Source organism: Duganella fentianensis (assembly GCF_964031615.1).
Taxonomy (GTDB): domain Bacteria; phylum Pseudomonadota; class Gammaproteobacteria; order Burkholderiales; family Burkholderiaceae_D; genus Rugamonas; species Rugamonas fentianensis_A.
On the sequence record NZ_CAXIQN010000008.1, the window covers coordinates 270,848 to 296,760 of the forward strand.

Consider the following 25,913-nt stretch of genomic DNA (forward strand, 5'->3'; position numbering starts at 1 on the left):
TTGCGCTGCCAAGATGGTGTCCAGCGCGGTGCTCACAAAGAGGCAGCGCGACAGATTAATTCACTGATAAAGGAACTACCATGCAAGCCTTACGCACTACTCTACTGATCGGTTTCACGGTACTGGGCATGGCTGCTGCTCAGGCACAGGACAAAGCACCGGCCGCAGGCCACGGTATGCCGGAGCGGGCCCAGATGCAGGCCAAGATGGGCGATATGTTTGCCAAGCGTCAGGCCCGTCTGCATGACTTGCTGAAGCTGACGGCGCAGCAGGAATCGGCCTGGGCCACCTATCAGGCCGCCATCAAGCCTGCGGCAGGCGATCATGCGTGGCCGGAACGCGGCGCGGCCGCCAAGATGACAGCGCCTGAGCGCATGAGCAAGATGCTCGAGCATCACAAACAGCGCCAGGCCAAAATGGAGACCCATCTGGCCGCGCTGAACACCTTCTACGGCCAGCTCAGCACGGAGCAGAAAGCCATCTTCGATGACCGCACCATGGGTGGCGCCCATGGTGGCCACGGGATGATGCAGCGCCGCGCCCATGGCGGCTGGGGCGAGCATCACGGGGAGGCGGCCAAACCGGCCAAGTAAAGTAGCAACGGCGCGGCACGAAGGCTAAACCCCGTGCCACGCCGCTTACTTTTTAGACTTTTTCGACTTTTCTAGACTTCTTTAGACCAGTTCTAGACTGGTCTAGGTCGTTCTAGACCGTTCTAGACCATTCTAGACTTTTTTAGCGAAGACGTTCCAGCGAGGTGGTGAACTTCGCCGCGTCCTGAAAACCGATCACGCGGGCACCGGCGATTTCCTTGCCGCTACGATCGAACAGGATGATGCCCGGCGGACCAAACAGGCCGAAGCGTTTCAGCATGGCCTTGTCGTCGGCATCATTGGCCGTCACATCCACTTGCAGCAGCACGGTGTTGGCCAGCGCAGCCTGCACCGATGGCGCGACGAAGGTCAGCTTTTCCATCTCCTTGCAGGACACGCACCAGTCAGCGTAAAAGTCCAGCATCACGGTCTTGCCACCCGTATTGGCCAGCATGGCATCGAGCTGCTGTACCGTTTTGATGCGCTGGAATGCCAGCGGCTTATGCTGCTGCGCACCCAGATGGGCCAGCGGTGCGAGCGGATCGCGTCCGCCGCTGACCACGCCCACCAGTTGCACCAGCCCCAGTGCGATAAACACCAGCGCCGCCGACTTGGCGAGCCACTGGCCGCGATTGAGCAGCAGATACATGCCGTAGCCGACGAACAGCGCGGCCCAGCCCAGCATCTGGACGGCCGCTGGCAGCACCGGTGCGACCAGCCACCAGCCCATGGCCAGCATCAGCACGCCGAAGAAGCGCTTGACGCTATCCATCCACATGCCCGCACGCGGCAGCAGCGCACCGGCCGACACGCCCACCAGCATCAGCGGCACGCTCATGCCGATAGCCATGGCGAACAGCGCGCTACCGCCGATCAGCACATCGCGGCTCTGGCTGATGTAGACCAGCGCGGCAGCCAGCGGTGCGGCCACACAAGGGCCAACGATCAGGGCGGAGATGGCGCCCATGACGAATACGCCGGCCAGTTTGCCAGACGACTGGCGGTTCGAGACATCACTGAGTTTCGATTGCAGTGCGGCCGGCACCTGCAAGTCGTACACGCCGAACATGGACAGCGACAAAATGGCCATCAGCACACCGAAGCTGCCCAGCACCCACGGGTTCTGCAAAGCGGCCGCCAGCCCTTCGCCGGCCAGCCCAGCCGCCACGCCGAGCGCTGTGTAGACAATGGCCATGCCTAGCGAGTAGGTAGCCGACAGCAGCAGACCGCGGCCACGGGTGGTATTCGCCCCTTCGCCGACGATGATAGACGACAGAATCGGCACCATAGGCAGCACGCAGGGCGTGAAGGACAGGCCCAGTCCCAGCAGCGCAAACAGCGGCAGAATCACCAGCAGCTTGCCGGACTTGAGCGCGGCTTCCAGTTTGCCGGCCTCATTACCGGCTGCTCCGGCCGCGGCCGGTGCGGTTTCTGGCGCCAGCACGGTGGTCACAGGTTCGGGAATGGCACGGATGGTGACGCCGGGCGAGACTGGCGCAGGCTTGCCGTCCAGACCAGCGCTGGCAGCAGCGGAGGCGAGCGCGCCTGCGCCACTATCGCCGGCTGTGGCGCCTTTGCTGGCGGGTGCGCTGGCACCAGCGACGGCGCTCGCTGCTGCAACTGGCGTAGACGCCGGCGCGGCAGCAGCGGCCGGCAGCGGCACCGAACCACTGCCGACCAGCGTGATCTTGTAGTCCTGCGGCGCGTAGCACAGGCCTTTGTCCGAGCAGCCCTGCCCCGTGCCTTGCAGCGTAAAGCTGCCAGCGGCGTCGACCGGCATGGTCATGGTGACGGACTTGCGATAGGTTTCTACATTTTTCTGGAAAGTTTCGTCGAAATGCACGGTGCCAGCAGGTATCGCCAGCGCGCCCACTTTGGCCCCCACGGCGCTGAACTTGAAGCGCTCGCGGTACATATAATAGCCATCGGCAATCTGGAAGGTGACGGCAACCGTATGGCCATCCACCATGCGCGCCGAGAATTTGAAGGCCGCTTCCGGTTCGAGGAAAGTATCCTCGGCGCGGGTCGGCACAGGGCCAAGAACAGCGATCAGAGAGAATAGCGCAAGGCAAAGACGGACAAAACGCAACATGGACTTCTTTCGACAAAACGGGTCTCCCGCATAGTACACCGACTCAGCCCAGACCGTCTGATAGCCCCCTTAAAGCTGGGTAAAGGTCAGCATTCTGTGCGAAACTAAAATTTTTTCAGACGGAGTGAACCATGGCGACGATACGCCCCTTGCTGTGCTCTACCCTGCTGGTCTGCGCTGCTGCGCAAGCACAGAATCCCGATGCGGCGCTGGCCAGCATCAAGGCCGATGAACTGCTGCAGCACATCAAGGTGCTGGCCTCGGACGAATTCGAAGGCCGCGCACCGGGATCGCTGGGCGAAACCCGCACCGTGGACTACCTCAAGCAGCAGTTCCGCCAGCTCGGTCTGCGCCCCGGCAATCCGGACGGCAGCTGGGTGCAGGGTGTGCCCATGCGCGGGCAGAAGCCGGTGCCGCAGTTCAGCTATACGGTGAATGGCAAACAGGTCAGCCTGAAGTTCCCCGAGGATTACGTCGCCCACTCCACCACGCCCGGCGATCACGCCAAGATCAAGGGTTCGGACATCGTGTTTGTCGGCTACGGCGTACAGGCGCCCGAATACGGCTGGGATGATTACAAGGGGCTGGACGTCAAAGGCAAGACGCTGCTGATGCTGATTAACGATCCCGCCATACCCGACCCGAATAATCCCGAGCAGCTCGATCCGGCCATGTTCAAGGGCAAGGCCATGACCTACTACGGGCGCTGGACCTACAAATACGAAATCGCCGCCAAGCTGGGCGCGGCAGCAGCCATCATCATCCATGAAACCAAACCGGCCGCCTACCCGTGGGACGTGGTGCGCAGTGGCGGCGTAGGCGAACATTTCAGCCTGCAGCGCAAAGGCGCCGATCCGGACGCCCCTACCGTGCCTGGCTGGATACAGCTGGAGCGTGCCAAGGAACTGCTGGCGACGGCCGGTTATGATTTCGAGCAGCTCAAGCAGCAGGCACTGAAGAAAGAGTTCCAGCCGGTGGTACTGAAAGCCAAGGCCGACTTCCAGATCGACAACCAGACGCGCAGCCTGAAATCGAACAATGTGGTGGCGCTGATCGAGGGCAGCGATCCCAAGCTCAAGCACGAGTATGTGATCTATAGCGCGCACTGGGACCACCTCGGCATCGACACCCGCTTGCCGGGCAGCCGCACCGAACAGATCTACCATGGCGCGCTGGATAACGCTTCCGGCACGGCGGCCCTGCTGGCACTGGCCAAGGCCTACAAAACCTTGCCGGCCGCACAGGCACCCAAACGCTCGATTCTGTTCCTCGCCACCACGGCGGAAGAACGGGGTCTGCTGGGCGCCAAATACTACGCCGCCCACCCGCTAGTGCCGTTGCGCCAGACGGTAGCCAACATCAACATCGACGGCATCAATGCGTGGGGCAAGACGGCGCAGATCGAGAACGTCACCTCCGGCCATTCCAGCATCGACGAGCTGCTGGCCAAATATGCGGCCGCACAGGGGCGCAAAATGGAAAACGATAGCCGTCCCGAACTGGGCAGCTTCTACCGCGCCGACCAGCTCGAATTCGCCCGTGCCGGCGTGCCCGTGCTGTACACCAAAGCGCGCAGCGGCTACCTCGAGCGCCCCGACAACTACGCGGCCGAAGTGGTCAACCACTATGTCGCGCACGACTACCACCAGACCAGCGACATCGTACGCACCGACTGGGACTTCAGCGGCGGCGTGCAGGATATCGGCCTGCTGTTCCAGGTAGGACTTGAGATCGCCAACGGCAGCACACCGCAATGGCGCGACGGTTCCGAGTTCAAAGCCGCCGGCCAACGCCGCCTGCGTTAATACAACTTGGGGTCAGGTCGGGCAAAGTGTCGGTGTCAGGTCGGGCAAAGTGCAGTTTTTGAGATTTCTCAAATAACGCACCAACGCCCGACCTGACACCTGCACTTTGCCCGACCTGACCCCGGACGAAAAAAAAGCCGGGCGAACCCGGCTTTTTTAATGCGCACTAACGCGAAGATTACTCTTCAGCGGTTGGAGCGGCTTCGATGTCGGTTGCTTCTGGACGGTCCAGCAGCTCAACGTAAGCCATTGGAGCGTTGTCGCCAACACGGAAACCCATTTTCAGGATGCGCAGGTAACCGCCATTGCGGTTAGCGTAACGTGGGCCCAGTTCTGCGAACAGCTTCAGAACCATTTCACGATCGCGCAGACGCGAGAATGCCAGACGCTTGTTAGCCAGGGTGTCGGTCTTGCCCAGGGTCAGGATAGGCTCAACTACGCGGCGCAGTTCTTTAGCTTTTGGCAGCGTGGTTTTGATGGCTTCATGACGCAGCAGAGATACGGTCATGTTGCGCAGCATTGCCAGACGGTGGGACGAGGTACGGTTCAGCTTACGGAGGCCGTGACGGTGACGCATGGTACTTCCTTTCAGTGTTTAAATCCGAGTTCTTCGATCGCCTGATATCGCTACTAGGCGCGGACCGGTTCTAGGGATGACGTCCGGCACACCATGTGCCGGACGGGTACAGCAATACAGCGAATTACTTTTCCAGACCAGCAGGTGGCCAGTTTTCCAGCTTCATGCCCAGGGTCAGGCCGCGCGAAGCCAGTACTTCTTTGATTTCGTTGAGCGACTTGCGACCCAGGTTTGGCGTCTTCAGCAGTTCGTTTTCCGAACGCTGGATCAGATCGCCGATGTAGTAGATGTTTTCTGCTTTCAGGCAGTTGGCCGAACGTACGGTCAGTTCCAGATCGTCCACTGGACGCAGCAGGATAGGATCGACCAGCGGTGCGCGCGATGGCGCTTCGGCAGCAGCTTCGGTGCCTTCCAGTGCAGCGAACACGTTCAGTTGGTCTACCAGTACGCGAGCCGATTGACGGATCGCTTCTTCCGGCGAGATCACACCATTGGTTTCAATGTTGATGATCAGCTTGTCCAGGTCGGTACGCTGTTCCACACGGGCCGATTCCACGGCGTAGGAAACGCGACGCACAGGCGAGAACGAGGCATCCAGAATGATGCGGCCGATGGTTTTGTTGGTGTCTTCGGACAGACGGCGGACGTTACCTGGCACATAGCCACGGCCTTTTTCCACTTTGATCTGCATGTCCAGCTTGCCGCCAGCGGTCAGGTGGGCAATCACGTGCTCAGGGTTGATCAGCTCTACATCGTGCGGCAGATCGATATCCGATGCCAGCACGGCGCCTTCGCCTTCTTTCTTCAGGGTCAGGGTGACGGAGTCACGGTTGTGGACTTTGAAGACCACGCCCTTCAGGTTCAGCAGCAGGTCAACCACGTCTTCCTGCACGCCGTCCAGCGACGAGTATTCGTGTACCACACCAGCGATCGTCACTTCGGTCGGCGCGTAGCCTACCATCGACGACAGCAGTACGCGGCGCAGCGCGTTACCCAGGGTGTGGCCGTAGCCGCGTTCGAACGGTTCCATCACGACTTTGGCGTGACCGGCACCGAGTGCCTCAACGTCGATAATACGTGGCTTCAACAGACTGTTTTGCATGTAAATGTCCTTTTCAATACCCTCGGCGCGTTAGGCCGATAAGGCTGATGGCATTAGTGAAAACGCCCACTCGTAGGAGCGGGCGGGGTTTTTTGCAGCGAACTACAGATTAACGCGAGTACAGCTCGACGATCAGCGATTCGTTGACGTCTTGAGCGATTTCGTTACGCTCTGGCAGGGACTTGAAGGTACCTTCCATTTTCTTGGCATCAACCGATACCCACGAAGGCATACCGACTTGTTCAGCCAGCGACAGCGCTTCGATGATACGGGTCTGCTTTTTCGATTTTTCGCGTACAGCGATCACGTCGCCGACTTTAACCGAGTACGAAGCGATGTTCACAACCTGGCCGTTCACGGTGAAGGCTTTGTGCGAAACCAGCTGACGTGCTTCAGCGCGGGTCGAGCCGAAGCCCATGCGGTAAGCAACGTTGTCCAGACGGGTTTCCAGCAGTTTCAGCAGGGTTTCACCGGTGTTGCCTTTGCGACGGTCAGCTTCAGCGAAGTAGCGACGGAACTGACGTTCCAGCACGCCGTAGATACGCTTAACTTTTTGCTTTTCGCGCAGTTGGTTGCCGTAGTCCGAGGTACGGGCACCCGATTTAACGCCGTGCTGGCCTGGTTTGACGTCCAGTTTGCACTTGCTGTCCAGCGAGCGACGTGCGCTCTTCAGGAACAGGTCAGTACCTTCACGACGGGAGAGTTTAGCTTTAGGACCGATATAACGTGCCACGATGCTTCCTTTTTATAAATAATAACGCCCCAGCCATCTTGCGACGGTTAGGCGCTAGTCTGATCCTCAGGGTGGGCCAGACGGTGGCTAAATAAAATCCGCGGTGTACAGTTTGTGTACCCGCAAGACGAGAACAGCCGGAGAGTATAGCCGTTTCCAGCCTACTGCTCCAGCTTTTTTTAACAGCATACCCGCCGAGGCGGGCAGGCCATTAGATACGACGACGTTTTGGAGGACGGCAGCCGTTGTGCGGTACTGGGGTCACGTCCTGGATCTCGGTGATCTTGATGCCCAGGTTGTTCAGTGCGCGCACTGCGGATTCACGACCAGGACCTGGGCCCTTGATACGTACTTCCAGGTTCTTCACGCCGCATTCGATTGCGACTTTACCAGCTGCTTCAGCCGCAACCTGCGCTGCGAACGGGGTCGATTTACGCGAACCCTTGAAGCCAGCACCACCGGAGGTCGCCCACGACAGAGCATTGCCCTGACGGTCGGTGATGGTGATGATGGTGTTGTTGAAGGAAGCGTGAACGTGAGCGATACCTTCGGCAACGTTCTTCTTGACCTTCTTGCGTACGCGCGCTGCTGCGGCGCTGCTTTGTTGCTTAGCCATGTGATTTCCCTAGATTATTTCTTGAGCGATTGAGCGGCTTTGCGCGGGCCCTTACGGGTACGTGCATTGGTGCGGGTGCGTTGACCGCGGACCGGCAGGCCCTTACGGTGACGCAGGCCGCGGTAGCAACCCAGATCCATCAAACGCTTGATGTTCATGGACAGTTCGCGACGCAGATCGCCTTCGACGATGAATTTAGCTACTTCATCGCGCAGTTTTTCCAGTTCGCTGTCGTCCAGATCTTTGACCTTTTTATCGGTCGCAATACCCGTAGCGGCGCAGATGAACTTTGCGCGTGGACGGCCTACACCGTAGATGGCCGTCAGGCCGATAACGGTGTGCTGATGATTTGGGATATTAACCCCTGCAATACGTGCCATTCGTTATTCCTCGATAAATAACGGTTATTAACCTTGACGCTGCTTGTGACGTGGTTCGACGCAGATTACGCGAACAACGCCCTTGCGCTTGATGATCTTGCAGTTGCGGCAGATCCGCTTGACTGAGGCGTTAACTTTCATTTTGCACTCTCTTGTTGGTTCGATTATCTAAAATTACTTGGTCCGGAACACGATACGTGCGCGGCTCAGATCGTAAGGTGTCAGCTCTACCGTCACCTTGTCGCCAGGAAGAATGCGGATATAGTTCATCCGCATTTTACCCGAAATATGCCCGAGCACCACGTGTCCGTTTTCCAGCTTTACTCGAAATGTTGCATTTGGCAGATTCTCAAGAATCTCGCCCTGCATCTGTATGACGTCGTCTTTTGCCATTCGGTATGTTTACCGCGCTTATCGCGTCGGAATTCCGCCTTTGAAGTTTGCTTTGCGCAGCAGCGATTCATATTGCTGCGACATTACATAGTTTTGTACCTGGGCCATGAAATCCATGGTCACAACTACAATAATCAACAGAGAAGTACCACCAAAATAGAACGGTACTTTCCACTCGGCTTGCATGAATTCCGGCAACAAACACACCAGGGTAATGTAGATGGCGCCAGCCAGTGTCAAACGTGTCAGGATCTTGTCGATGTAACGGGCAGTCTGCTCACCGGGACGGATCCCTGGCACAAAGGCCCCGCTCTTCTTCAAGTTATCCGCTGTTTCCTTGCTGTTAAATACCAGCGCTGTATAGAAGAAACAGAAAAACACGATCGCAATGGCGTACAACAGTGCGTGGATGGGCTCGCCTGGCCCCATCGATGCAGCCAAATCTTTCAGGAACCGGACCGCGGGATTCGCCGTATCGGCGCCCGTGGTAAACCAGCCCACGATCGTTGCCGGGAACAAGATAATCGACGAAGCGAAGATCGGTGGAATCACGCCGGCCATATTCAACTTCAATGGCAGGTGCGAGGTTTGACCACCGTAAATCTTGTTGCCCACTTGACGTTTCGCATAATTCACCAGAATCTTGCGTTGGCCACGTTCGACAAAGACTACGAAGAACGTTACCGCCACAACCAGGATCATGATGACGATTGCAGAGAAGGCACCGATCGAACCGTTGGCAACCGACGAGGCCAGGCCTCCCAGTGCACCCGGCAGACCAGCCGCGATACCTGCAAAGATGATGATCGAGATACCATTACCGAGACCACGCTCAGTAATTTGCTCGCCCAACCACATCACGAACATAGTTCCGGTCAACAGCGTCACGACCGTAACGAAGCGGAATGCATAGCCTGGATCCAGCACCAGACCTGCCTGCGACTCCAGTGCGACTGCAATGCCCAACGCTTGGAACGTCGCCAGCACCACCGTGAAATAACGGGTGTACTGGGTGATCTTGCGACGGCCTGCTTCGCCTTCTTTTTTGAGCGCTTCCATCTGTGGCGAAACGATCGACACCAGTTGCATGATGATCGATGCCGAGATGTAAGGCGTGATACCCAACGCAAAGACTGTGAAGCGCGCGAGAGCGCCACCGCTGAACATGTTCAACATGCCCAGGATGCCACCCTCTTGCGACTTGAACAGCGCGGCCAATTGCACCGGATCAATCCCCGGAACGGGGATGTGAGCACCGATACGATACACCACCAATGCGCCAAGCAAGAACCAGAGCCGGCCCCAAGGGAAACCAGCTGCTGCACTTTTAGCTAATTGTGGGTTAGTCGCCAATTTTCGCTCCGATCAAGCTGTTAGCGGTCAACTCAGGCTACCGAGCCGCCGGCTGCTTCGATGGCGGCTTTCGCGCCAGCGGTCACTTTCAGGCCTTTGAGGTTCACCGCTTTGGTGATCTCGCCGGACAGAATGACGCGCACATCGCGTGCCAGCACGCTCAGTACGCCAGCTTGTTTCAGTACCAGGATGTCGACATCGCCAACAGCCAGGTTGTTCAGGTCGGACAGACGCACTTCAGCTTTGAAGGTAGCGTTGAGCGACTTGAAACCGCGCTTAGGCAGACGGCGCTGCAGAGGCATCTGACCGCCTTCGAAGCCGACTTTGTGGAAGCCGCCCGAACGCGATTTTTGACCCTTGTGACCACGACCTGCGGTTTTACCCAGGCCGGAGCCGATACCGCGGCCTACGCGACGCTTAGCGTGCTTCGCGCCTTCGGCTGGTTGAATGGTATTCAGTTCCATGATTTCTCCGTGTGTAAGCCCGGGGGCTTACGCAACAACTTTAACGAGGTACGAGACTTTGTTGATCATGCCGCGCACGGATGGGGTGTCTTGCAGCTCGGAAACCGAGTTAACACGACGCAGACCCAGACCGCGAACGGTAGCACGGTGATCTTCACGCGTGCCGATCAAGCCCTTGACCAATTGTACTTTGATGGTTTTTTGTGTCATCGCGTTCACCTTAGCCCAGGATGTCTTCTACCGACTTGCCGCGTTTAGCAGCAATCTCAGCAGGAGTACTCATTTTTGCCAGACCGTCCAGCGTTGCACGCACCAGGTTGTAAGGGTTGCTCGAACCGGTGGATTTTGCCACCACGTCGGTCACGCCCATTACTTCGAAGATTGCGCGCATAGCGCCGCCAGCGATCACGCCGGTACCAGGTTTCGCAGGCGACATCATCACTTTCGATGCGCCGTGACGACCGGTCACGGTGTGTTGCAGGGTACCGTTTTTGAGGGAAACCTTGATCAGGTTGCGACGGGCTTCTTCCATTGCCTTCTGCACACCGACTGGAACTTCCTTCGACTTGCCTTTGCCCATGCCGATGCGGCCATCGCCGTCACCAACTACGGTCAGCGCGGCGAAACCCATGATACGACCACCTTTGACCACTTTGGTCACGCGGTTGATCGCGATCATTTTTTCGCGCATGCCATCATCCGGCTTGTCGCTTGCCATTTTTGCTTGCATTTTTGCCATGATCGTTCCTTAGAACTTCAGACCGGCTTCGCGCGCGGCTTCTGCCAGCGCCTTCACACGGCCGTGGTAACGGAAACCGGAGCGATCGAACGCTACTTCGGTAATCCCTGCTTTCAGTGCTTTCTCTGCGACGCGCTTGCCAACCAGAGCGGCAGCAGCAGCATTGCCGCCTTTGCCCGACTTGCCAGCCAGTTCGTTGCGCACTTCGACTTCTGCCGTGGAGGCCGATACCAGTACTTTGGCATCTGGCGAGGTCAGGTTCGCGTAAATGTGCTGATTGGTGCGGTGTACCGACAGGCGGTTCACTTTCAATTGCGCGATCTTGATCCGGGTTTGGCGTCCGCGGCGCAGACGTGATTCTTTCTTGTCCATCGTCAGCCCCTAAATTACTTCTTCTTGGTTTCTTTGATCTTAACCACTTCGTCCGAATAACGGACGCCCTTGCCTTTGTATGGCTCAGGAGCGCGGTAAGCACGAACTTCAGCAGCCACTTGGCCCACTTTTTGACGGTCGATGCCTTTGATGACGATCTCGGTCGGGGTGGCCGTTGCGCAGGTCACGCCTTCTGGCATGGTGTGCACAACAGGGTGGGAGAAGCCCAGCGACAGGTTCAGCTTGTCGCCTTGTGCTTGAGCTTTGTAGCCCACGCCGATCAGGTTCAGCTTCTTCTCGAAACCCTTGGTAACGCCGTTCACCATGTTGTTGACCAGAGCGCGCAGCGTGCCGGACATGGCATTGGCTTCGCGGGAGTCATTAGCTGGCGTAAAGCTCAGGGTACCTGCATTGTTTTCTACTGCTACCAGACCGTTCAGGGACTGGGTCAGAACGCCCAGCGGGCCTTTGACGGTGATCGCTTGTGCGGAGATGGCGACTTCAGCGCCAGCTGGCACAGCGATAGGCATTTTAGCTACTCGAGACATGTGTAACTCCTTATGCGACGTAGCAAATAACTTCGCCGCCGACACCGGTAGCGCGTGCTTTGCGGTCAGTCATGACGCCTTGCGGAGTCGACACGATCGCCACACCCAAGCCATTCATCACAGTAGGGATCTCGTCTTTGCCTTTGTAGATACGCAGGCCCGGACGGGACACGCGCTCCAGGCGCTCAATGACGGGACGGCCAACATAATACTTCAAACCGATTTTCAGTTCCGCTTTGCCACCAGCTTCGGCAACAGCGAAATCTTCAATGTAACCCTCGTCCTTCAGGACGTTGGCAATCGCAACTTTAACTTTCGACGATGGCATAGCCACGGTCGCTTTTTGCACGCCTTGGGCGTTACGAATGCGGGTCAGCATATCGGCGATAGGATCGCTCATACTCATTGCATATTCTCCTATTACCAGCTTGCTTTAGTCATACCCGGAATTTCACCACGCATGGCGAATTCACGGAGCTTGATACGGCCCAGACCGAATTTACGGAAGGTGCCGCGTGGACGACCGGTGACGGCGCAGCGGTTACGCTGGCGGGTCGGTGCCGAGTTACGTGGCAGCGCTTGCAGCTTCAGGCGCGCTTCGTAACGTTCTTCTTCCGACTTCGACTGGTCATCAATGATGGCCTTCAGTGCAGCGCGCTTTGGAGCAAACTTGTTTGCCAGGTCAATGCGCTTCTGTTCACGGTTAATCAGTGCGAGTTTTGCCATGATCTACTTAGTTCCTGAACGGGAATTTAAAGGCGGCGAGCAGAGCTTTCGCTTCGTCGTCGGTCTTGGCGGTGGTGGTGATCGAAATGTTCAGACCACGCAGCGCATCGATCTTGTCGTACTCGATTTCCGGGAAGATGATCTGCTCTTTCACGCCGATGTTGTAGTTACCACGACCATCGAACGCACGGCCATTCACACCGCGGAAATCGCGCACGCGTGGCAGGGCCACGGTGATGAAGCGATCCAGGAACTCGTACATACGAGCGCCGCGCAGGGTAACCATGGTACCGATCGGGTAGCCTTCACGGATTTTGAAACCCGCGATTGCTTTACGCGATTTGGTGGTCACTGGTTTTTGACCAGCGATCTTGGTCAGGTCGCCGACAGCGTGCTCGAGGACCTTCTTGTCCGCAACAGCCTCACCCACACCCATGTTCAGGGTGATTTTGGTCAGACGTGGAACTTCCATTACCGACTTGTAACCGAACTTAGCGGTCAGGTCAGCAACGACTTTTTCTTTATAGAACTCTTGGAGACGTGCCATGATTTCTTAAGCCTTCACTACTTCGCCGGACGATTTGAAGACGCGGACTTTTTTACCATCCACTTCTTTGAAACCAACACGGTCTGCCTTGCCAGTCGCTGCATTGAACAGTGCAACGTTGGACACGTGAATCGGCATAGTCTTATCGACGATACCACCTTGTACGCCAGTCATTGGGTTAGGCTTGGTCGCTTTTTTAGCAACGTTGACGCCTTCAACCACGACGTGCTCAGCATCTACACGACGCTGAACGACGCCACGCTTGCCCTTGTCTTTCCCGGCCAGAACGATGACTTCGTCGTTTTTACGAATCTTATCCATTACGACTCCTTACAGGACTTCAGGTGCCAGGGACACGATCTTCATGAACTTTTCAGTACGCAGTTCGCGCGTTACTGGTCCAAAAATACGGGTACCGATTGGTTCCAGTTTGGCGTTCAGCAGAACGGCGGCATTGCCGTCGAACTTCACCAGGGAACCATCTTGGCGGCGCACACCTTTAGCGGTACGCACAACCACGGCGTTATAAATTTCACCTTTTTTAACACGGCCACGTGGCGCAGCAACCTTAACGGTTACTTTGATCACATCGCCAATGCTTGCATAACGGCGCTTGGAGCCGCCCAACACCTTGATGCACAGAACTTCTTTTGCACCGGTGTTGTCGGCCACTTCGAGCCGGCTTTCAGTTTGAATCATAGTATTCTCTTTCCCAACTTAAGCCGAAGAATCCACACAATGCGGACCTGCGGTCAGTCTTGGTCCCGCCAGAGTGCTCATGCAGAGCCCACTGTTTGGGTGCTTGACCTTCGTACTGCTACTGACCGCGCGGTTCTGCGTCTGTGGCCAGACACTTTGCGGCGTTACATGAACGAAGCCCGCAAGTATTACATACAATTTGCGGGCTTGCAAGAACTAATTGAAAAACCGCCCCCGGCCCTAAGGTCGGAGGCGAGATCGTCAATTAAACGATTTGTGCGGCTTGCACCACACGCGTTACGGTCCATGCCTTCGTTTTGGAGATCGGACGACCTTCCGTGATTTCCACCGTGTCACCGGCTTTCACCTGGTTGGTCTCGTCGTGCGCGTGATACTTGTTCGAGCGGACGATGATCTTACCGTACAAAGGATGTTTGACGTGGCGTTCGATCAGAACGGTAACGGTTTTGTCCATTTTATCGGACACCACCTTACCGATCAGAGTACGCTTCAGCTTTACTTGATCAGTCATTTGGCTTCCTTCGTGTTCATTACCGTTTTTACACGTGCGATATCGCGACGTACCTTCTTGAGCTGCGAAGTGTTGCTCAGTTGTTGCGTAGCGATTTGCATACGCAGGCCAAACTGGGCCTTCAACAGGTCATTCAGCTCTTTTTGCAGAGCGTCCTGGTCTTTGCCGCGGAGTTCAGATGCTTTCATATTTCACTCCTGTTATTGACCAACTTGACGAACCACGAAGGTGGTTGCCAGTGGCAGTTTGGCAGCGGCCAGGCGGAATGCTTCGCGCGCCAGTTCTTCTGCGACGCCATCCATTTCGTACAGGACTTTGCCTGGACGGATTTCGGCGACGTAGTATTCCGGATTACCTTTACCGTTACCCATACGGACTTCGGCAGGTTTGTTCGAAATCGGTTTGTCCGGGAACACGCGAATCCAGATACGGCCGCCACGTTTGATGTGACGGGTCATGGCGCGACGTGCAGCCTCGATTTGACGGGCCGTGATACGACCACGGGCCACGGCTTTCAGACCGAATTCGCCGAACGACACCGAAGTGCCGGCGGTGTGCGAAATGCCGGTGTTACGGCCTTTCTGCTCTTTACGATACTTTCTGCGTGCTGGTTGCAGCATGATTATTCTCCTGCTTTCTCGGCCGGCTTGGCGGCGCTACGCACACGGCCGGCACCGGCTGGACGACGGCCAGCTGGTTTACCGTCGTCGCGACGTGGGCCACGTGGCTTCTTCTCGTCTGGTGGGGTATCGATCACTGGTGCGTCGCCGTTAGCCGAACGATCGCCTTTGTAAACCCAAACCTTCACACCGATGATGCCGTAGGTGGTCGAAGCTTCGCTGGTACCGTAGTCGATATCGGCGCGCAGGGTGTGCAGAGGCACACGACCTTCGCGATACCACTCTTTACGAGCGATTTCGATACCGTTCAGACGGCCCGACGACATGATCTTGATGCCCAGGGCACCCAGACGCATGGCGTTTTGCATAGCACGTTTCATCGCGCGGCGGAACATGATGCGCTTTTCCAGCTGCTGAGCGATCGAGTCAGCGATCAGCTGCGAGTCGATTTCTGGCTTGCGGATTTCTTCGATGTTCACATGCACAGGCACGCCCATGATCTTGGTCAGCGACGACTTCAGTACTTCGATGTCTTCGCCTTTTTTACCAATGACCACGCCCGGACGCGAGCTGTAGATGGTGAAGCGCGCGTTCTTGGCTGGACGCTCGATCACGATGCGGCCGACCGAAGCGTTCTTCAGCTTGGTTTTCAGGAAAGCGCGTGCTTTCAGGTCTTCATTCAGCATGGCAGCAAAGTTGCCATTGCCAGCGTACCAGCGCGAAGCCCAGTTACGGGTTACGGCCAGACGGAAACCGGTTGGATGTATCTTCTGTCCCATCGTGACTCCTTAGTTGCCGACAGTCACGTAAATGTGACAGGATTGTTTCGAGATACGATCACCCCGGCCTTTAGCGCGTGCAGTGAAGCGCTTCAGGATCGGGCCCTTTTCGACGTAGATCGTTTTCACGAACAGTTCGTCGATGTCCGCGCCATCATTGTGCTCAGCGTTAGCGATTGCCGACTCCAGCACTTTCTTGATGATGGTCGCGCCCTTTTTTGGGCTGAATTGCAGAATGTTGAGTGCAGCGTCAACCTTCTTGCCACGGATCAGGTCAGCAACCAGACGACCTTTTTGGTCGGACAGGCGCACACCTTTGAGGATAGCTTTGGTTTCCATTATTTCTTCGCCTTCTTGTCAGCGGCATGGCCCTTGAACGTGCGGGTCAGCGCGAATTCACCGAGCTTGTGACCAACCATGTTCTCGGAAACATACACAGGCACGTGCAGCTTGCCGTTGTGAACAGCGATCGTCAGGCCGATGAAGTCAGGCATGATGGTCGAGCGACGGGACCAGGTTTTGATTGGCTTTTTGTCTTTGGACGCTTGTGCGGCTTCGACTTTTTTCACCAGGTGGGCGTCACAGAACGGCCCTTTTTTCAATGAACGAGTCATGATTTATCCTTATTTCTTGCCGCGGCGCGAGACGATCATCGAAGAAGTACGCTTGTTGCTGCGAGTCTTCTTACCCTTGGTCTGCTGGCCCCATGGCGACACTGGGTGACGACCAGCTGCAGTACGGCCTTCACCACCACCGTGCGGGTGGTCGATCGGGTTCATGACCACACCGCGAACGGTAGGACGAACACCGCGCCAGCGCATCGCACCAGCTTTACCGATCTTACGCAGGCTGTGTTCGGCATTGCCGACTTCACCCACGGTTGCACGGCACTCGATGTGCACGCGACGTACTTCACCCGAGCGCAGACGCACTTGAGCGTAGGTACCTTCACGGGCCATCAGCACCACGCCAGCACCAGCGGTACGGGCCATCTGAGCACCCTTACCTGGCAGCATTTCAACGCAGTTCATCACAGTACCCACTGGGATGTTGCGGATAGGCAGGCAGTTACCGGCTTTGATCGGAGCTTCCGAACCGTTCATCACGGTGTCGCCCACGGCCATGCCTTTGGTAGCGATGATGTACTGACGCTCACCGTCGGCGTAGCACAGCAGAGCGATGTGCGCGGTACGGTTAGGATCGTATTCGATACGTTCCACTTTTGCAGGGATACCATCTTTTTGACGCTTGAAGTCAACCAGACGATAGTGCTGCTTGTGGCCACCACCGATATGACGGGTGGTGATGTGACCGTTGTTGTTACGGCCAGCAGTTTTCGATTTTTTCTCAACCAGCGCTGCGAACGGACGGCCTTTGTACAGGTCGGCGTTAACAACTTTCACCATGCCGCGACGGCCTGGGGAGGTTGGCTTCATCTTAACGAGTGCCATTATTTAGCCTCCTCGGAGAAATTGATTTCCTGGCCAGGTTTCAGGCACACGAAAGCGCGCTTGGTATGGTTGCGGCGGCCGATGTGAGCACCGGAACGCTTCTGCTTACCTTCGCGGTTAACGGTCTGCACCGATTCCACTTCCACTTTGAACAGCAGTTCAACAGCGGCTTTGATTTCTGGCTTGGTCGCATCGGTGGTTACACGGAAAACGATCTGCTCGTTCTTTTCCGCGACCATGGTGGCCTTCTCGGAAATGACCGGAGCCACCAGCACCTTCATCAGGCGCTCTTCGCTAAATTTCAATGCGCTCATGCCAGCATCTCCTCAATCTTAGCCAGTGCAGCTTTGGTGACCAGGATCTTCTTGTAGAACACCAGGGACATTGGATCTGCGTGACGTGGTTCAACCACCAGAACGTTCGGCAGATTGCGCGAAGCCAGTTCCAGGTTTTCGTTGGCGGTATCGGTAATGATCAGCACCGAGTCAAAGCCCATGCCGGTCAGCTTTTGCGACAGCAGCTTGGTCTTAGGAGCTTCGATAGCGAAATCTTCTACCACAACCAGGCGCTCTTCGCGGGCCAGTTGCGACAGGATCGAGCACAGGCCAGCGCGGTACATCTTCTTGTTCACTTTGTGGGTGAAGTTCTCGTCAGGCGAGTTCGGGAAGATGCGACCACCGCCGCGCCACAGTGGCGACGACGACATACCAGCACGAGCGCGGCCGGTACCTTTTTGGCGCCATGGCTTCTTGGTCGTGTGGTGAACTTCTTCACGGTCTTTTTGCTTGCGGTTGCCGCTACGAGCATTGGCTTGGTAAGCAACGACGATCTGGTGGATCAGGGCTTCGTTGTAGTCACGGCCGAAGACGGTGTCGGCGGCAGCAACGTTAGAGGCGGCTTGACCTTGTGCGTTCAAGAGCTTGAGTTCCATCGATTAAGCTCCCTTCTTTGCTTTAACTTTGACAGCAGGCGACACTACAACCTGGCCGTTTTTCGCGCCTGGGATCGCGCCTTTGACCAGCAGCAGCTGACGGTCGGCATCGATACGGGCGATTTCGAGGTTCTGCACGGTGCAGGTTACGTCACCGAGGTGACCGGTCATGCGCTTACCAGGGAATACGCGACCTGGATCCTGCGCCATACCGATGGAACCTGGTACGTTGTGCGAACGGGAGTTACCGTGGGTCTGACGACCCGAAGCAAAGTTGTGACGCTTGATGGTACCAGCGTAACCCTTACCGATCGATACGCCTTGCACGTCAACTTTCTGACCAACTTCGAACAGCGAAACGGCAACGGTGTCGCCAGCTTTCAGTTCAGCAGCTTTGGTAACGTCAATGCGGAATTCTTTCAGCGTGGTACCGGCTTCAACGCCAGCTTTGGCGTGGTGACCAGCGACGGCTTTGGTCACGCGGGAAGCGCGACGTTGACCGAATGCAACCTGAACAGCGGAGTAACCATCCGTTTCAGGCGTTTTGATTTGCGCAACACGGTTGTTCGATACGTCCAACACGGTGACTGGGATCGAATCCCCGTCATCGGTGAAGATGCGCATCATACCAACCTTGCGACCGAGGAGGCCTAGGCTCATTTTTTCTCCATTCCCACCTACGATTGGGCGGGGCTTTGTTTAACTACTAAAATAAGTACGGACTAATAAAAAAGACATATCCATACCGAAGCCGGCTAGTTTAGCGCGAAAAGACCCTTGACGCAACAACTTAATACGAGGTATGTCAGGTTTTCTTGCGCCCCGGCGCCAATCGGCGGAAAGATTGCCAAAAGCAGCATTGGCGCGGGCTGGCGCCCTGCCCTGCAGAAACAAAAACAGCGCCACGAGGGCGCTGTTTTTTGAGCTAGGTTCCGCTTAGAACGCGTAGCTGGCACTGAAGGTGAAGTAACGACCCTGGTTGTTATGCAGGCCTTCGTTGTAACCTTGCAGCGGGGTGGCTGCACTGTTCACGCCATAGCGCGGATCATATGGCGCTTTGGTGTCGAGCAGATTCTGGATATTGAAGCTGAGCGACAGGTTTTTGAAGCCCGTGTAGGTGTAGCCCAGACCCACCGTGGTCCAGCTGTTGACGGCGCAGTCAGGGAAATACGCCTCGTACAGCGGGATGGTCGCGTCACGATCTGGTTCGGCATCGGTCGGCTTCGGTGTGCCATAGTGGCAGAACGGCTGGGCGAAAGTATCGGCACCGTCGTAGCGACGCAGCAGCGAGATCGGGCCAATGTAGTTGACCGTGGCCGTCAGGGCATGGTCACCACGCGCCCAGCTGGCCGTCAGGTTGCTCTTCCAGCGCGGCATATCCATGCCGCTGCTGATGGCCCAGTCAGTCAGACCGGCGCTGCTACCCGCCAGATTGTGTTCGATGTCGCCCTCATGGGCAGCGATCGAGTAGTGCGAAGTGTAGGTGGTGGAGACCTTGGTATTGAAAGTCCCCCAGTCGCCCAGATTCTTGCGGTGACGCACTTCCAGATCGATCCCGCGCACTTCCGACGCGCCCTGATTGATCCATGGCTCTTTGACCATCAGCAGCGGGCCCGAATTCGGGATCACTTTGCCGTTGGCATCCGTTACCCAGTTGACAGGGTTAGGATCACGGATCACGTTGCCAGGATTGGAGTCCTCATTCTTCAGCGCATCCCATGCCGAACCCAGAATCACTTCGCCGGTCTTGCGGATACGCCACATATCGATGGTCATATCCAGATTGGCCGTTGGCGAGATGACCAGACCGATCGAATAGCTCTTGGATTTTTCCGGCACCAGATCCGGATTGGCACCACCGGTACCAGCGGCCGACTTGGCGCAATCCACCTCGGTCGCGCCATTTTTTGGCGTTTCCATATCCGCCTCGCAACGACGACGATCCCAGATGCCGCTCAGGAAGAACTGCGCACCACCGGGCGTTACCTGGGTCAGGCCAGGCGCACGGAAGCCGCGCGCATAGGTACCGCGCATGGCGACCGAGTCTGCCAGCGTCCATTTACCGCCCACTTTCGGTACAAAGTTGGTCTTGATGTCAGGATATTTGTCCAGACGGCCGGCGAAGTCGAATTCCAGATTTTTCAGTACCGGCGTACGCAGTTCGACGAAGGCCGACTTGACGTCGCGCTGGCCGTCGATCACGGTATTGGCCAGACCATAGATCTGACCGGTCGCTACCAGCTCATCCGGTTTCAGATTGATCTTTTCACGGCGCACCTCGGTACCCAGTGCCAGTGCCAGCGGACCGCCAGGCAGTGCACCGAATTCCGTGTTGACGCGGGCATCCCACTGCAGGATGGAAGCCTTGTTGTCGCTGACCACGTCATGCGCCAGGGTCGGGTCGGCAGCCAGTGCGGCCAGCGACGTACCGGTGTTCAGCTTGCGCAGGGTCGGCAGGTACAGCCGGCCGTAGGTGATGTCATCCTTCTTCGACTGGTTCCACAGCAGACCCGTGTTCCAATCCCAGCCCGACCAGCTGCCTTCCAGACCGGCCAGTGCACGGATGCCCGTGTTGACGTTCTGGGTGCCGCCGCGCAGGTTTTCAAAGCGGTAGCCGACCGAAGCACGTGCGGTCGGGAACGGATTGTCCGGATGGCCGATCGGCAGGATGACCTGGAACGGATCGGCCACACCGGTCGAGGTAAAGTTGGTCACCGAGGACTGGCCCAGTGTAATCGGCGCACCGGTGTAGTTACGCTCGCTGCGGCTGAAGCCGACTTCGGCGAAGGCACGGGTGTTGGCGCCCAGTTTGATGACGCCGCGGCTCATCACATTCTGGTCATTGCCGGCACTCTGGGCTTCGAGGAACTGAGGGGTGTCGTAGTTACAGAAGGTACGGCCGATGAACACGCTGGTGCGCGCCAGGCCCATGGTGCGGCTACCGACCAGTTGCTGCGACGGATCGCAATTGGTCAGGGTTACCAGACGGGCAGCGGCGGTGCTCTGCGACACGCCAAAGTTCTTCGAGCCGGGCGCGCTTTCGCGGTAGAACGACGCGCTGCTGGACACGGTGCTACCGTAATTGGTGGCGTAGCGGCCGTTCAGGATTTTGTACTGCTCGACCTGGATATCGGTCGCGTCAGCACGCTTCACGCGGTCACGCTTGGACACGTCGGCCGCAACGAAGACGTTGTAGCCATCCTTATCGATATCGCCCTTGCCCCAGAACATGCTGGCACCGCGCTTGCCGAAGTTGCCATCGTCATTGGCACCGACACGGGCTGCCACCTGCACGCCTTCGTAGTTATTCTTGGTGATGAAGTTGATCACACCGCCGATCGCATCCGAGCCGTACACCGCCGACGCGCCATCCTTGAGGATTTCGACGCGCTCCAGTGCCGACAGGGGAATGCTGTTCAGGTCATACAGGGTGGAATTGCCGTCATTCGGGTCGGCATAGGCCGATGGCGTCATGCGGCGGCCATTCAGCAGAATCAGGGTCGAAGTGGACGACAGACCGCGCAGCGAGGCAGTCGAGACGCCGCGCGAGAAGCCGCCGTCATTGGTGTCGTAGTTGTTGTCGGTACCCATAGACGGCACGGTGCGCATCAGCTCGGCCACGGTGGCAGCGCCACTGGCTTTGATTTCAAGCTGGGTAATCACCTGCACCGGCGATTCGCCTTCCTTGCCGACGCGCTTCAGGTTCGAGCCGGTAATGTAGACGGTTTCAACTTCCTTGCCCGTGGCTTGCTGGGCGTAAATGGCGGGTGTGTAGGCCAGCGTCAGGGCCACGGCGATGGCGCTGCGCTTGCTCAATGGATGGTGTTTCAAAGTACCTCCCTCTTTTATTCTTAGCAGATATTTGTAAATCTACGCAAAAATTCGTAAGACTGGTTGCCTCACGCGGTATTCCTTGGTAGACCTCCAATTTCTCATAATCGGGATTTCCTGAAAAGAAAGATTTCTTTATTTGCTAATAAAATGAATGTGTAAGGGTTTCCTGTATGGTTTGCGCAACGCTGAAACCGACTTCAGTTTTGCTATCACCACAGCAAAAAAAAACACCCCGGCTGCACAAGGCAGACGGGGTGTTTTGCGGCGCTAAGCCGCCCTTGCGGGCAGGCTTGCTCAGCGTTGCTTAGAAGCTATAAGCAGCGCTCAGGCCGAAGGTACGGAACAGCATGTTGCTGGCGGTAATGCCATCACGGTAGTTCACTGGCGTATCCTGGTTCAGCAGGTTGTAGATGTAGGCGCTCAGCTTGACGTTCTTGCTCATGGTGTAAGCCAGGTTGTAGTCAACCGTGGTGTAAGCACGCACTTTGCCGCAAGCTGCCATCTGGTCTGCTGCAACCTTGTTGGTTACGCAGTAGGTCGGTGCATCGTCGCTGTTCGGGCTCCAGGCACCGCGGTAGTTGACGGTCAAGCCTTGATCTACTTTACCGGTGTTCAGCGAGCCACGCAGTTTCATGCGCAGACGTGGACCACCGTCGTAGTTACCGGCCATGTTCATGCCGTAGGCGTTGTCGGCCACGAGGAACTGCTGGTATTTCAGGGCGTAGGTACCGTCCAGTTTCAGAGCAACATCACCCACGTTGGCGATCTTGAACTTGCCCGATGCGTCGAAGTCGAAGCCCGAAGCGCGGGTTTTGCCCGAGTTGACGTATGGGTTGTAAACCATACCCAGCTTGCCGATGCCACCGAAGGTGGTGGTATTGCCAGGAACGTATTTACGCACCAGTGCCAGGAACTCGTTGTCGGTGGCGCTGTTGTCGATACGGATCAGCTGGCCGGCTGGCAGTGCTGCTTCGTTCTTCAGAATGTCGCCTACGGCACGGGTGCCGATCTCGTCTTTACGCTCGATGCTGTAGTAGTCCAGCGCCAGAGTCCAGTTTTTCACTGGCTCGAAGACCAGGCCCAGGGTGTAGGAACGCGAGGTTTCTGGTTTCAGGTCAGGGTTGGACGACACGAAGCTAGGCAGCGACGACAGGCAGTCGTTGTTGCGGTAGCTGTTAGCCAGGGCCTTGTCAGCTGCGGTTGCATTGGATTTCTGAATCAGATTGTTCAGTTCCGAAGCGATAGGGCAGCGACGCTGGTCGACTACGCTGGTAGCAACCGAGCTACGGCCCAGACCGTTACCGGTTTCAACGATGTTAGGAGCACGGAAACCACCGGCAGCGGTACCACGCAGCAGCAGCGAATCGAGTGCTTGCACTTTGGCGCCCAGTTTCGGCGACAGGTGGGCTTCGGCGCCACTGGTCTTGTCGGCACGCAGAGCAGCGCTCAGTTCCACGCGTTTCACCACAGGGATGGTGGCTTCGGTGAACACAGCATACTGGCTCTGACGGTCTTTCACTTGCAGACCGAAGATGCCGACCAGCTCACCACCCAGCACGTTGTCCGAGCTCTTCATTTCGTACGAGTTACGACGCAGGTCGGTACCCACTGCAATGCTCAGCGGACCAGCTGGCAGTTGCATGACTTCACCGGTGATGGTGGCGTCGATGAATTCAATTTTCGACTCGCCTTCGGTGGTACGGATAGGGAACATCTGGTTCAGCAGCGCTGCATCGTTCTGCTGGCCAAACTTGTAGGTGTTGTTGACGATAGCGTCGGTGTAGCCTTTGGCGCTCACGGCACGGGTGGCCTTGGTTGCGCTCGAGGTCATGTGACCAACGGCCGATTTCCAGTCGAAGTTACCAACGGTGCCGTTCAGGGCCAGCATGAAGCGGCTCTGGTCGGATTCGGTACGGTTGAAGTTGAAGCCGTTGCCGGTGTCCATCAGACGGGCACGGTATTCCACTGGGAAGGCGTATGGGTTACCGTTGTTGCCTACTGGCAGTTTAGGGTAGCTGAATGGACCAACCATTTTGCCGGCCAACGCGTTGTACCACACGCTGGTCGAGGTGGTGCTGCTGCCGTTGCTGGCACTGAACGGAGCGACGATGTAATCGTTGCTGGCGCCGGCGGTGGTGATTTCGAAGTTAGCGTCGATATCACGGCCGATCTTGAAGCGGGTGTTGCTGGCTGCAGCGTAGCGCTTGTTATTGGTGGTCAGACCCGAGTACTGCAGCACGTCGAATTTGCACAGCTTGTCGGCTGGGTCGATCGAGGTGGCCGGGCAGCCTGGCGCAGCGACGATGTTGGTCGAGCTCAGGAAGTAGTTACCGGTCGGCGAGAAGGTGCTCTTGGCATCCCAGGTCGAACGGCCCGGGGTAGCACGCTGCCATGCTGGGTAGCGGCTGGCCAGTTCGCCCAGGCTGTAACCATCGCGCTTGTAGCCCTCGAAGGTCAGGTAGGTGTTGTAACCGTTTTCTTCCAGATCGCCGAAGCCGTAGATGGCCGAGACGCTGCGGTTGCGGCGGTCTGCGAAGCCGTCGGTGGCTTCGTAGTTAACCTGCACTTTACCGCCCTGGTAGTCTTTACGCAGGATGATGTTGATCACGCCGGCGATGGCGTCGGAACCGTAGATAGCCGAAGCGCCGTCTTTCAGGATCTCGATACGCTCGATCGCGTCGGTCGCGATGGCATCCAGATTGGTGAAGTTTTCTTGCGCGCCGTCCGCCAGACCGTAAGGAGCGATACGACGGCCGTTAACCAGTACCAGGGTCGATACTTTGCCCAGACCGCGCATCGATACGCCCGACGAACCGGTAGCGAAGCTGCCCGAGCTCGAGCTGGCCGAGTTGATGTTGGCCGAGATCGCAGCGGTCGAGGTCAGCAGGCCCAGCACGGTGTGCTCGCCCGTGCGCTCGATGTCTTTGCGCGACAGTACTTGTACGGAAGCAGCGGTTTCGCTGTCGGTACGCTTGATGCTGGAACCGGTGATTTCCACACGCTGGATCTTAGGCTCGGCCTGAACGGCTTCCTGAGCGTAGACGGCTGGAGTGAAAGCGAGAGCTAATGCGATCGAGATCGCATTTTTTTTCATGGTTGGATTTTTCACGACTTTTCCCGAATGGTAGTTACAAACTGTGCGCTTTGACAGTGTCGCCGGATCACGACGGCCTCGATCTTTTTTTAACGCAGCCTTGGAATTTCTCACAATATGGGTGGAAAAGAAAGGCAAAAAGCCATGAATTGCCAAAAAACCTTCATTTAACTAAACATCCGTTGTTTTTCGGAATTAAATTCGTAATATTTTATTACTGAAACATGAACCGGCAGTCATTTTTCCGTTGTAAAAAAAACAGGGCCGGAAGTGCATCAGTGATGCGCTTCCGGCCCTGTCGGCCACGCCGCCCGCAGGCGGCTATAGCAGGAATTATTGCAGTTTGATTTCGACGTCAACGCCAGCTGGCAGGTCCAGCTTCATCAGTGCGTCCACGGTTTTGTCGGTTGGATCAACGATGTCCATCAGACGCTGGTGGGTACGGATTTCGAACTGGTCGCGCGAGGTCTTGTTGACGTGTGGCGAACGCAGAACGTCGTAACGCTGGATGCGGGTTGGCAGAGGAACTGGGCCTTTGACCACAGCGCCGGTGCGCTTGGCGGTATCAACGATTTCCAGAGCCGACTGGTCGATCAGTTTGTAATCGAAAGCTTTCAGACGGATACGGATTTTCTGGTTTGGTGCGGACATGATGTTTTCCTAAAAGAGCGAACTGGCAACTTTGTAGCGCCAGCAATTTAAAAAGAACGGGATACAGCACAAAGGGTCGACATGGTAGCACACCTTGTCGACCCTGAGTTATCAGCGCCTAAAAATTAGCCGATGATTTTTGCAACCACGCCTGCGCCAACGGTACGGCCACCTTCGCGGATAGCGAAGCGCAGACCTTCTTCCATAGCGATCGGGTTGATCAGCTTAACGGTGATCGACACGTTGTCGCCTGGCATAACCATTTCTTTATCGGCTGGCAGC

The 25,913-nt window shown here is 56.9% G+C and carries 34 protein-coding genes and 1 pseudogene; 2 read left to right on the forward strand and 33 right to left on the reverse strand.

Going from position 1 to position 25,913, the window contains the following annotated elements; all coding sequences use genetic code 11:
- Nucleotides 1–80: 80 nt before the first annotated feature.
- Nucleotides 81–593, forward strand: a complete 513-nt coding sequence (locus tag ABNT42_RS05745; RefSeq protein WP_348695202.1) for a Spy/CpxP family protein refolding chaperone — start codon at nt 81–83, stop codon at nt 591–593.
- Between the two features lie 142 nt (nt 594–735).
- Here ABNT42_RS05745 and dsbD read toward each other — a convergent pair whose 3' ends face one another.
- The gene (gene dsbD, locus ABNT42_RS05750; protein ID WP_348695205.1) at nt 736–2,685 is read right to left on the reverse strand and encodes a protein-disulfide reductase DsbD; all 1,950 of its coding nucleotides are present in this window, start codon (nt 2,683–2,685) and stop codon (nt 736–738) included.
- Nucleotides 2,686–2,816: 131 nt separating this feature from the next.
- On the opposite strand from dsbD, the gene ABNT42_RS05755 reads away from it, so the two are divergent.
- Nucleotides 2,817–4,490 carry a M28 family peptidase gene (locus ABNT42_RS05755; protein ID WP_348695207.1) on the forward strand — a complete coding sequence of 558 codons (1,674 nt, stop codon included), beginning with the start codon at nt 2,817–2,819 and terminating at the stop codon, nt 4,488–4,490.
- A gap of 178 nt (nt 4,491–4,668) precedes the next feature.
- On the opposite strand, the gene rplQ is transcribed toward ABNT42_RS05755, so the two are convergent.
- The 32 genes and pseudogenes from rplQ to ABNT42_RS05915 all read right to left on the reverse strand — a co-directional run.
- On the reverse strand, nt 4,669–5,067 hold the full coding sequence (gene rplQ / locus ABNT42_RS05760) for a 50S ribosomal protein L17 (RefSeq protein ID WP_155436375.1): 399 nt from the start codon (nt 5,065–5,067) through the stop codon (nt 4,669–4,671).
- A 124-nt stretch (nt 5,068–5,191) separates the two neighbouring features.
- Nucleotides 5,192–6,169 (reverse strand): DNA-directed RNA polymerase subunit alpha, encoded by a 978-nt coding sequence (rpoA, locus tag ABNT42_RS05765; RefSeq protein WP_155436376.1) that lies wholly within the window; start codon nt 6,167–6,169, stop codon nt 5,192–5,194.
- Nucleotides 6,170–6,278: 109 nt separating this feature from the next.
- A complete protein-coding gene (gene rpsD, locus ABNT42_RS05770) occupies nt 6,279–6,902 on the reverse strand; it encodes a 30S ribosomal protein S4 (RefSeq protein WP_348695211.1) in 624 nt (207 codons plus the stop codon).
- A gap of 211 nt (nt 6,903–7,113) precedes the next feature.
- On the reverse strand, nt 7,114–7,518 hold the full coding sequence (gene rpsK / locus ABNT42_RS05775) for a 30S ribosomal protein S11 (protein WP_072786827.1): 405 nt from the start codon (nt 7,516–7,518) through the stop codon (nt 7,114–7,116).
- 14 nt (nt 7,519–7,532) lie between these two features.
- Nucleotides 7,533–7,898, reverse strand: coding sequence for a 30S ribosomal protein S13 (rpsM, locus tag ABNT42_RS05780; protein ID WP_155436377.1), 366 nt, complete (start codon nt 7,896–7,898; stop codon nt 7,533–7,535).
- A gap of 27 nt (nt 7,899–7,925) precedes the next feature.
- Nucleotides 7,926–8,039: a 50S ribosomal protein L36 gene (gene rpmJ / locus ABNT42_RS05785; RefSeq protein WP_005663407.1), complete on the reverse strand. Its 114-nt coding sequence runs from the start codon at nt 8,037–8,039 to the stop codon at nt 7,926–7,928.
- 33 nt (nt 8,040–8,072) lie between these two features.
- Nucleotides 8,073–8,291: a translation initiation factor IF-1 gene (gene infA, locus ABNT42_RS05790; protein ID WP_005663428.1), complete on the reverse strand. Its 219-nt coding sequence runs from the start codon at nt 8,289–8,291 to the stop codon at nt 8,073–8,075.
- Nucleotides 8,292–8,309: 18 nt separating this feature from the next.
- Entirely contained in the window at nt 8,310–9,644 is a 1,335-nt protein-coding gene (gene secY / locus ABNT42_RS05795) for a preprotein translocase subunit SecY (protein WP_155436378.1), read from the reverse strand.
- A 32-nt stretch (nt 9,645–9,676) separates the two neighbouring features.
- Nucleotides 9,677–10,108 (reverse strand): 50S ribosomal protein L15, encoded by a 432-nt coding sequence (gene rplO, locus ABNT42_RS05800; RefSeq protein WP_155436379.1) that lies wholly within the window; start codon nt 10,106–10,108, stop codon nt 9,677–9,679.
- Between the two features lie 27 nt (nt 10,109–10,135).
- The gene (gene rpmD / locus ABNT42_RS05805; RefSeq protein ID WP_155436380.1) at nt 10,136–10,318 is read right to left on the reverse strand and encodes a 50S ribosomal protein L30; all 183 of its coding nucleotides are present in this window, start codon (nt 10,316–10,318) and stop codon (nt 10,136–10,138) included.
- 10 nt (nt 10,319–10,328) lie between these two features.
- Nucleotides 10,329–10,847 carry a 30S ribosomal protein S5 gene (rpsE, locus tag ABNT42_RS05810; RefSeq protein ID WP_155436381.1) on the reverse strand — a complete coding sequence of 173 codons (519 nt, stop codon included), beginning with the start codon at nt 10,845–10,847 and terminating at the stop codon, nt 10,329–10,331.
- 9 nt (nt 10,848–10,856) lie between these two features.
- Nucleotides 10,857–11,219, reverse strand: a complete 363-nt coding sequence (gene rplR, locus ABNT42_RS05815) for a 50S ribosomal protein L18 (protein WP_155436382.1) — start codon at nt 11,217–11,219, stop codon at nt 10,857–10,859.
- A gap of 14 nt (nt 11,220–11,233) precedes the next feature.
- The gene (rplF, locus tag ABNT42_RS05820; RefSeq protein WP_155436383.1) at nt 11,234–11,767 is read right to left on the reverse strand and encodes a 50S ribosomal protein L6; all 534 of its coding nucleotides are present in this window, start codon (nt 11,765–11,767) and stop codon (nt 11,234–11,236) included.
- Nucleotides 11,768–11,777: 10 nt separating this feature from the next.
- Nucleotides 11,778–12,173: a 30S ribosomal protein S8 gene (rpsH, locus tag ABNT42_RS05825; protein ID WP_161036033.1), complete on the reverse strand. Its 396-nt coding sequence runs from the start codon at nt 12,171–12,173 to the stop codon at nt 11,778–11,780.
- A 14-nt stretch (nt 12,174–12,187) separates the two neighbouring features.
- Complete coding sequence (rpsN, locus tag ABNT42_RS05830; protein WP_155436385.1) at nt 12,188–12,493, reverse strand: 30S ribosomal protein S14; 306 nt, start codon at nt 12,491–12,493, stop codon at nt 12,188–12,190.
- Nucleotides 12,494–12,500: 7 nt separating this feature from the next.
- Entirely contained in the window at nt 12,501–13,040 is a 540-nt protein-coding gene (gene rplE / locus ABNT42_RS05835; protein WP_155436386.1) for a 50S ribosomal protein L5, read from the reverse strand.
- Nucleotides 13,041–13,046: 6 nt separating this feature from the next.
- Nucleotides 13,047–13,361 (reverse strand): 50S ribosomal protein L24, encoded by a 315-nt coding sequence (gene rplX / locus ABNT42_RS05840; protein ID WP_155436387.1) that lies wholly within the window; start codon nt 13,359–13,361, stop codon nt 13,047–13,049.
- Nucleotides 13,362–13,370: 9 nt separating this feature from the next.
- On the reverse strand, nt 13,371–13,739 hold the full coding sequence (rplN, locus tag ABNT42_RS05845; protein ID WP_155436388.1) for a 50S ribosomal protein L14: 369 nt from the start codon (nt 13,737–13,739) through the stop codon (nt 13,371–13,373).
- 265 nt (nt 13,740–14,004) lie between these two features.
- Nucleotides 14,005–14,271, reverse strand: coding sequence for a 30S ribosomal protein S17 (gene rpsQ, locus ABNT42_RS05850; RefSeq protein ID WP_155436389.1), 267 nt, complete (start codon nt 14,269–14,271; stop codon nt 14,005–14,007).
- Complete coding sequence (gene rpmC, locus ABNT42_RS05855; RefSeq protein ID WP_155436390.1) at nt 14,268–14,459, reverse strand: 50S ribosomal protein L29; 192 nt, start codon at nt 14,457–14,459, stop codon at nt 14,268–14,270. Before rpmC ends, rpsQ begins: the two co-directional genes overlap by 4 nt.
- 12 nt (nt 14,460–14,471) lie before the next feature.
- On the reverse strand, nt 14,472–14,891 hold the full coding sequence (gene rplP / locus ABNT42_RS05860; protein WP_008444302.1) for a 50S ribosomal protein L16: 420 nt from the start codon (nt 14,889–14,891) through the stop codon (nt 14,472–14,474).
- A 2-nt stretch (nt 14,892–14,893) separates the two neighbouring features.
- Nucleotides 14,894–15,670, reverse strand: coding sequence for a 30S ribosomal protein S3 (gene rpsC / locus ABNT42_RS05865; RefSeq protein WP_348695224.1), 777 nt, complete (start codon nt 15,668–15,670; stop codon nt 14,894–14,896).
- Between the two features lie 9 nt (nt 15,671–15,679).
- Entirely contained in the window at nt 15,680–16,012 is a 333-nt protein-coding gene (gene rplV, locus ABNT42_RS05870; protein ID WP_174864456.1) for a 50S ribosomal protein L22, read from the reverse strand.
- On the reverse strand, nt 16,009–16,284 hold the full coding sequence (rpsS, locus tag ABNT42_RS05875; protein ID WP_155436392.1) for a 30S ribosomal protein S19: 276 nt from the start codon (nt 16,282–16,284) through the stop codon (nt 16,009–16,011). The genes rplV and rpsS overlap by 4 nt, the downstream gene beginning before the upstream one ends.
- A 9-nt stretch (nt 16,285–16,293) precedes the next feature.
- Complete coding sequence (gene rplB / locus ABNT42_RS05880) at nt 16,294–17,121, reverse strand: 50S ribosomal protein L2 (RefSeq protein WP_155436393.1); 828 nt, start codon at nt 17,119–17,121, stop codon at nt 16,294–16,296.
- Nucleotides 17,121–17,435 (reverse strand): 50S ribosomal protein L23, encoded by a 315-nt coding sequence (gene rplW, locus ABNT42_RS05885; RefSeq protein WP_155436394.1) that lies wholly within the window; start codon nt 17,433–17,435, stop codon nt 17,121–17,123. Before rplW ends, rplB begins: the two co-directional genes overlap by 1 nt.
- Nucleotides 17,432–18,052: a 50S ribosomal protein L4 gene (gene rplD, locus ABNT42_RS05890; protein ID WP_348695229.1), complete on the reverse strand. Its 621-nt coding sequence runs from the start codon at nt 18,050–18,052 to the stop codon at nt 17,432–17,434. The genes rplW and rplD overlap by 4 nt, the downstream gene beginning before the upstream one ends.
- 3 nt (nt 18,053–18,055) lie before the next feature.
- On the reverse strand, nt 18,056–18,712 hold the full coding sequence (gene rplC / locus ABNT42_RS05895; protein WP_155436396.1) for a 50S ribosomal protein L3: 657 nt from the start codon (nt 18,710–18,712) through the stop codon (nt 18,056–18,058).
- Nucleotides 18,713–18,988: 276 nt separating this feature from the next.
- Nucleotides 18,989–21,883: a TonB-dependent receptor gene (locus tag ABNT42_RS05900; RefSeq protein WP_348695233.1), complete on the reverse strand. Its 2,895-nt coding sequence runs from the start codon at nt 21,881–21,883 to the stop codon at nt 18,989–18,991.
- Between the two features lie 307 nt (nt 21,884–22,190).
- Entirely contained in the window at nt 22,191–24,980 is a 2,790-nt protein-coding gene (locus ABNT42_RS05905) for a TonB-dependent receptor (RefSeq protein WP_348695236.1), read from the reverse strand.
- A gap of 333 nt (nt 24,981–25,313) precedes the next feature.
- Entirely contained in the window at nt 25,314–25,631 is a 318-nt protein-coding gene (rpsJ, locus tag ABNT42_RS05910) for a 30S ribosomal protein S10 (RefSeq protein WP_028101676.1), read from the reverse strand.
- A gap of 125 nt (nt 25,632–25,756) precedes the next feature.
- Nucleotides 25,757–25,913, reverse strand: a pseudogene (locus ABNT42_RS05915) (elongation factor Tu); the annotation flags it as partial.

What these genes read in the sequence shown, in the direction of transcription:
- ABNT42_RS05745 (WP_348695202.1), top strand. Translation starts at nt 81, where the DNA reads ATGCAAGCCTTACGCACTACTCTACTGATCGGTTTCACGGTACTGGGC.
- dsbD (WP_348695205.1), bottom strand. Translation starts at nt 2,685, where the DNA reads ATGTTGCGTTTTGTCCGTCTTTGCCTTGCGCTATTCTCTCTGATCGCT.
- ABNT42_RS05755 (WP_348695207.1), top strand. Translation starts at nt 2,817, where the DNA reads ATGGCGACGATACGCCCCTTGCTGTGCTCTACCCTGCTGGTCTGCGCT.
- rplQ (WP_155436375.1), bottom strand. Translation starts at nt 5,067, where the DNA reads ATGCGTCACCGTCACGGCCTCCGTAAGCTGAACCGTACCTCGTCCCAC.
- rpoA (WP_155436376.1), bottom strand. Translation starts at nt 6,169, where the DNA reads ATGCAAAACAGTCTGTTGAAGCCACGTATTATCGACGTTGAGGCACTC.
- rpsK (WP_072786827.1), bottom strand. Translation starts at nt 7,518, where the DNA reads ATGGCTAAGCAACAAAGCAGCGCCGCAGCAGCGCGCGTACGCAAGAAG.
- rpsM (WP_155436377.1), bottom strand. Translation starts at nt 7,898, where the DNA reads ATGGCACGTATTGCAGGGGTTAATATCCCAAATCATCAGCACACCGTT.
- rpmJ (WP_005663407.1), bottom strand. Translation starts at nt 8,039, where the DNA reads ATGAAAGTTAACGCCTCAGTCAAGCGGATCTGCCGCAACTGCAAGATC.
- infA (WP_005663428.1), bottom strand. Translation starts at nt 8,291, where the DNA reads ATGGCAAAAGACGACGTCATACAGATGCAGGGCGAGATTCTTGAGAAT.
- rplO (WP_155436379.1), bottom strand. Translation starts at nt 10,108, where the DNA reads ATGGAACTGAATACCATTCAACCAGCCGAAGGCGCGAAGCACGCTAAG.
- rpmD (WP_155436380.1), bottom strand. Translation starts at nt 10,318, where the DNA reads ATGACACAAAAAACCATCAAAGTACAATTGGTCAAGGGCTTGATCGGC.
- rpsE (WP_155436381.1), bottom strand. Translation starts at nt 10,847, where the DNA reads ATGGCAAAAATGCAAGCAAAAATGGCAAGCGACAAGCCGGATGATGGC.
- rplR (WP_155436382.1), bottom strand. Translation starts at nt 11,219, where the DNA reads ATGGACAAGAAAGAATCACGTCTGCGCCGCGGACGCCAAACCCGGATC.
- rplF (WP_155436383.1), bottom strand. Translation starts at nt 11,767, where the DNA reads ATGTCTCGAGTAGCTAAAATGCCTATCGCTGTGCCAGCTGGCGCTGAA.
- rpsH (WP_161036033.1), bottom strand. Translation starts at nt 12,173, where the DNA reads ATGAGTATGAGCGATCCTATCGCCGATATGCTGACCCGCATTCGTAAC.
- rpsN (WP_155436385.1), bottom strand. Translation starts at nt 12,493, where the DNA reads ATGGCAAAACTCGCACTGATTAACCGTGAACAGAAGCGCATTGACCTG.
- rplE (WP_155436386.1), bottom strand. Translation starts at nt 13,040, where the DNA reads ATGGCACGTCTCCAAGAGTTCTATAAAGAAAAAGTCGTTGCTGACCTG.
- rplX (WP_155436387.1), bottom strand. Translation starts at nt 13,361, where the DNA reads ATGGATAAGATTCGTAAAAACGACGAAGTCATCGTTCTGGCCGGGAAA.
- rplN (WP_155436388.1), bottom strand. Translation starts at nt 13,739, where the DNA reads ATGATTCAAACTGAAAGCCGGCTCGAAGTGGCCGACAACACCGGTGCA.
- rpsQ (WP_155436389.1), bottom strand. Translation starts at nt 14,271, where the DNA reads ATGACTGATCAAGTAAAGCTGAAGCGTACTCTGATCGGTAAGGTGGTG.
- rpmC (WP_155436390.1), bottom strand. Translation starts at nt 14,459, where the DNA reads ATGAAAGCATCTGAACTCCGCGGCAAAGACCAGGACGCTCTGCAAAAA.
- rplP (WP_008444302.1), bottom strand. Translation starts at nt 14,891, where the DNA reads ATGCTGCAACCAGCACGCAGAAAGTATCGTAAAGAGCAGAAAGGCCGT.
- rpsC (WP_348695224.1), bottom strand. Translation starts at nt 15,670, where the DNA reads ATGGGACAGAAGATACATCCAACCGGTTTCCGTCTGGCCGTAACCCGT.
- rpsS (WP_155436392.1), bottom strand. Translation starts at nt 16,284, where the DNA reads ATGACTCGTTCATTGAAAAAAGGGCCGTTCTGTGACGCCCACCTGGTG.
- rplB (WP_155436393.1), bottom strand. Translation starts at nt 17,121, where the DNA reads ATGGCACTCGTTAAGATGAAGCCAACCTCCCCAGGCCGTCGCGGCATG.
- rplW (WP_155436394.1), bottom strand. Translation starts at nt 17,435, where the DNA reads ATGAGCGCATTGAAATTTAGCGAAGAGCGCCTGATGAAGGTGCTGGTG.
- rplD (WP_348695229.1), bottom strand. Translation starts at nt 18,052, where the DNA reads ATGGAACTCAAGCTCTTGAACGCACAAGGTCAAGCCGCCTCTAACGTT.
- rplC (WP_155436396.1), bottom strand. Translation starts at nt 18,712, where the DNA reads ATGAGCCTAGGCCTCCTCGGTCGCAAGGTTGGTATGATGCGCATCTTC.
- ABNT42_RS05905 (WP_348695236.1), bottom strand. Translation starts at nt 24,980, where the DNA reads ATGAAAAAAAATGCGATCTCGATCGCATTAGCTCTCGCTTTCACTCCA.
- rpsJ (WP_028101676.1), bottom strand. Translation starts at nt 25,631, where the DNA reads ATGTCCGCACCAAACCAGAAAATCCGTATCCGTCTGAAAGCTTTCGAT.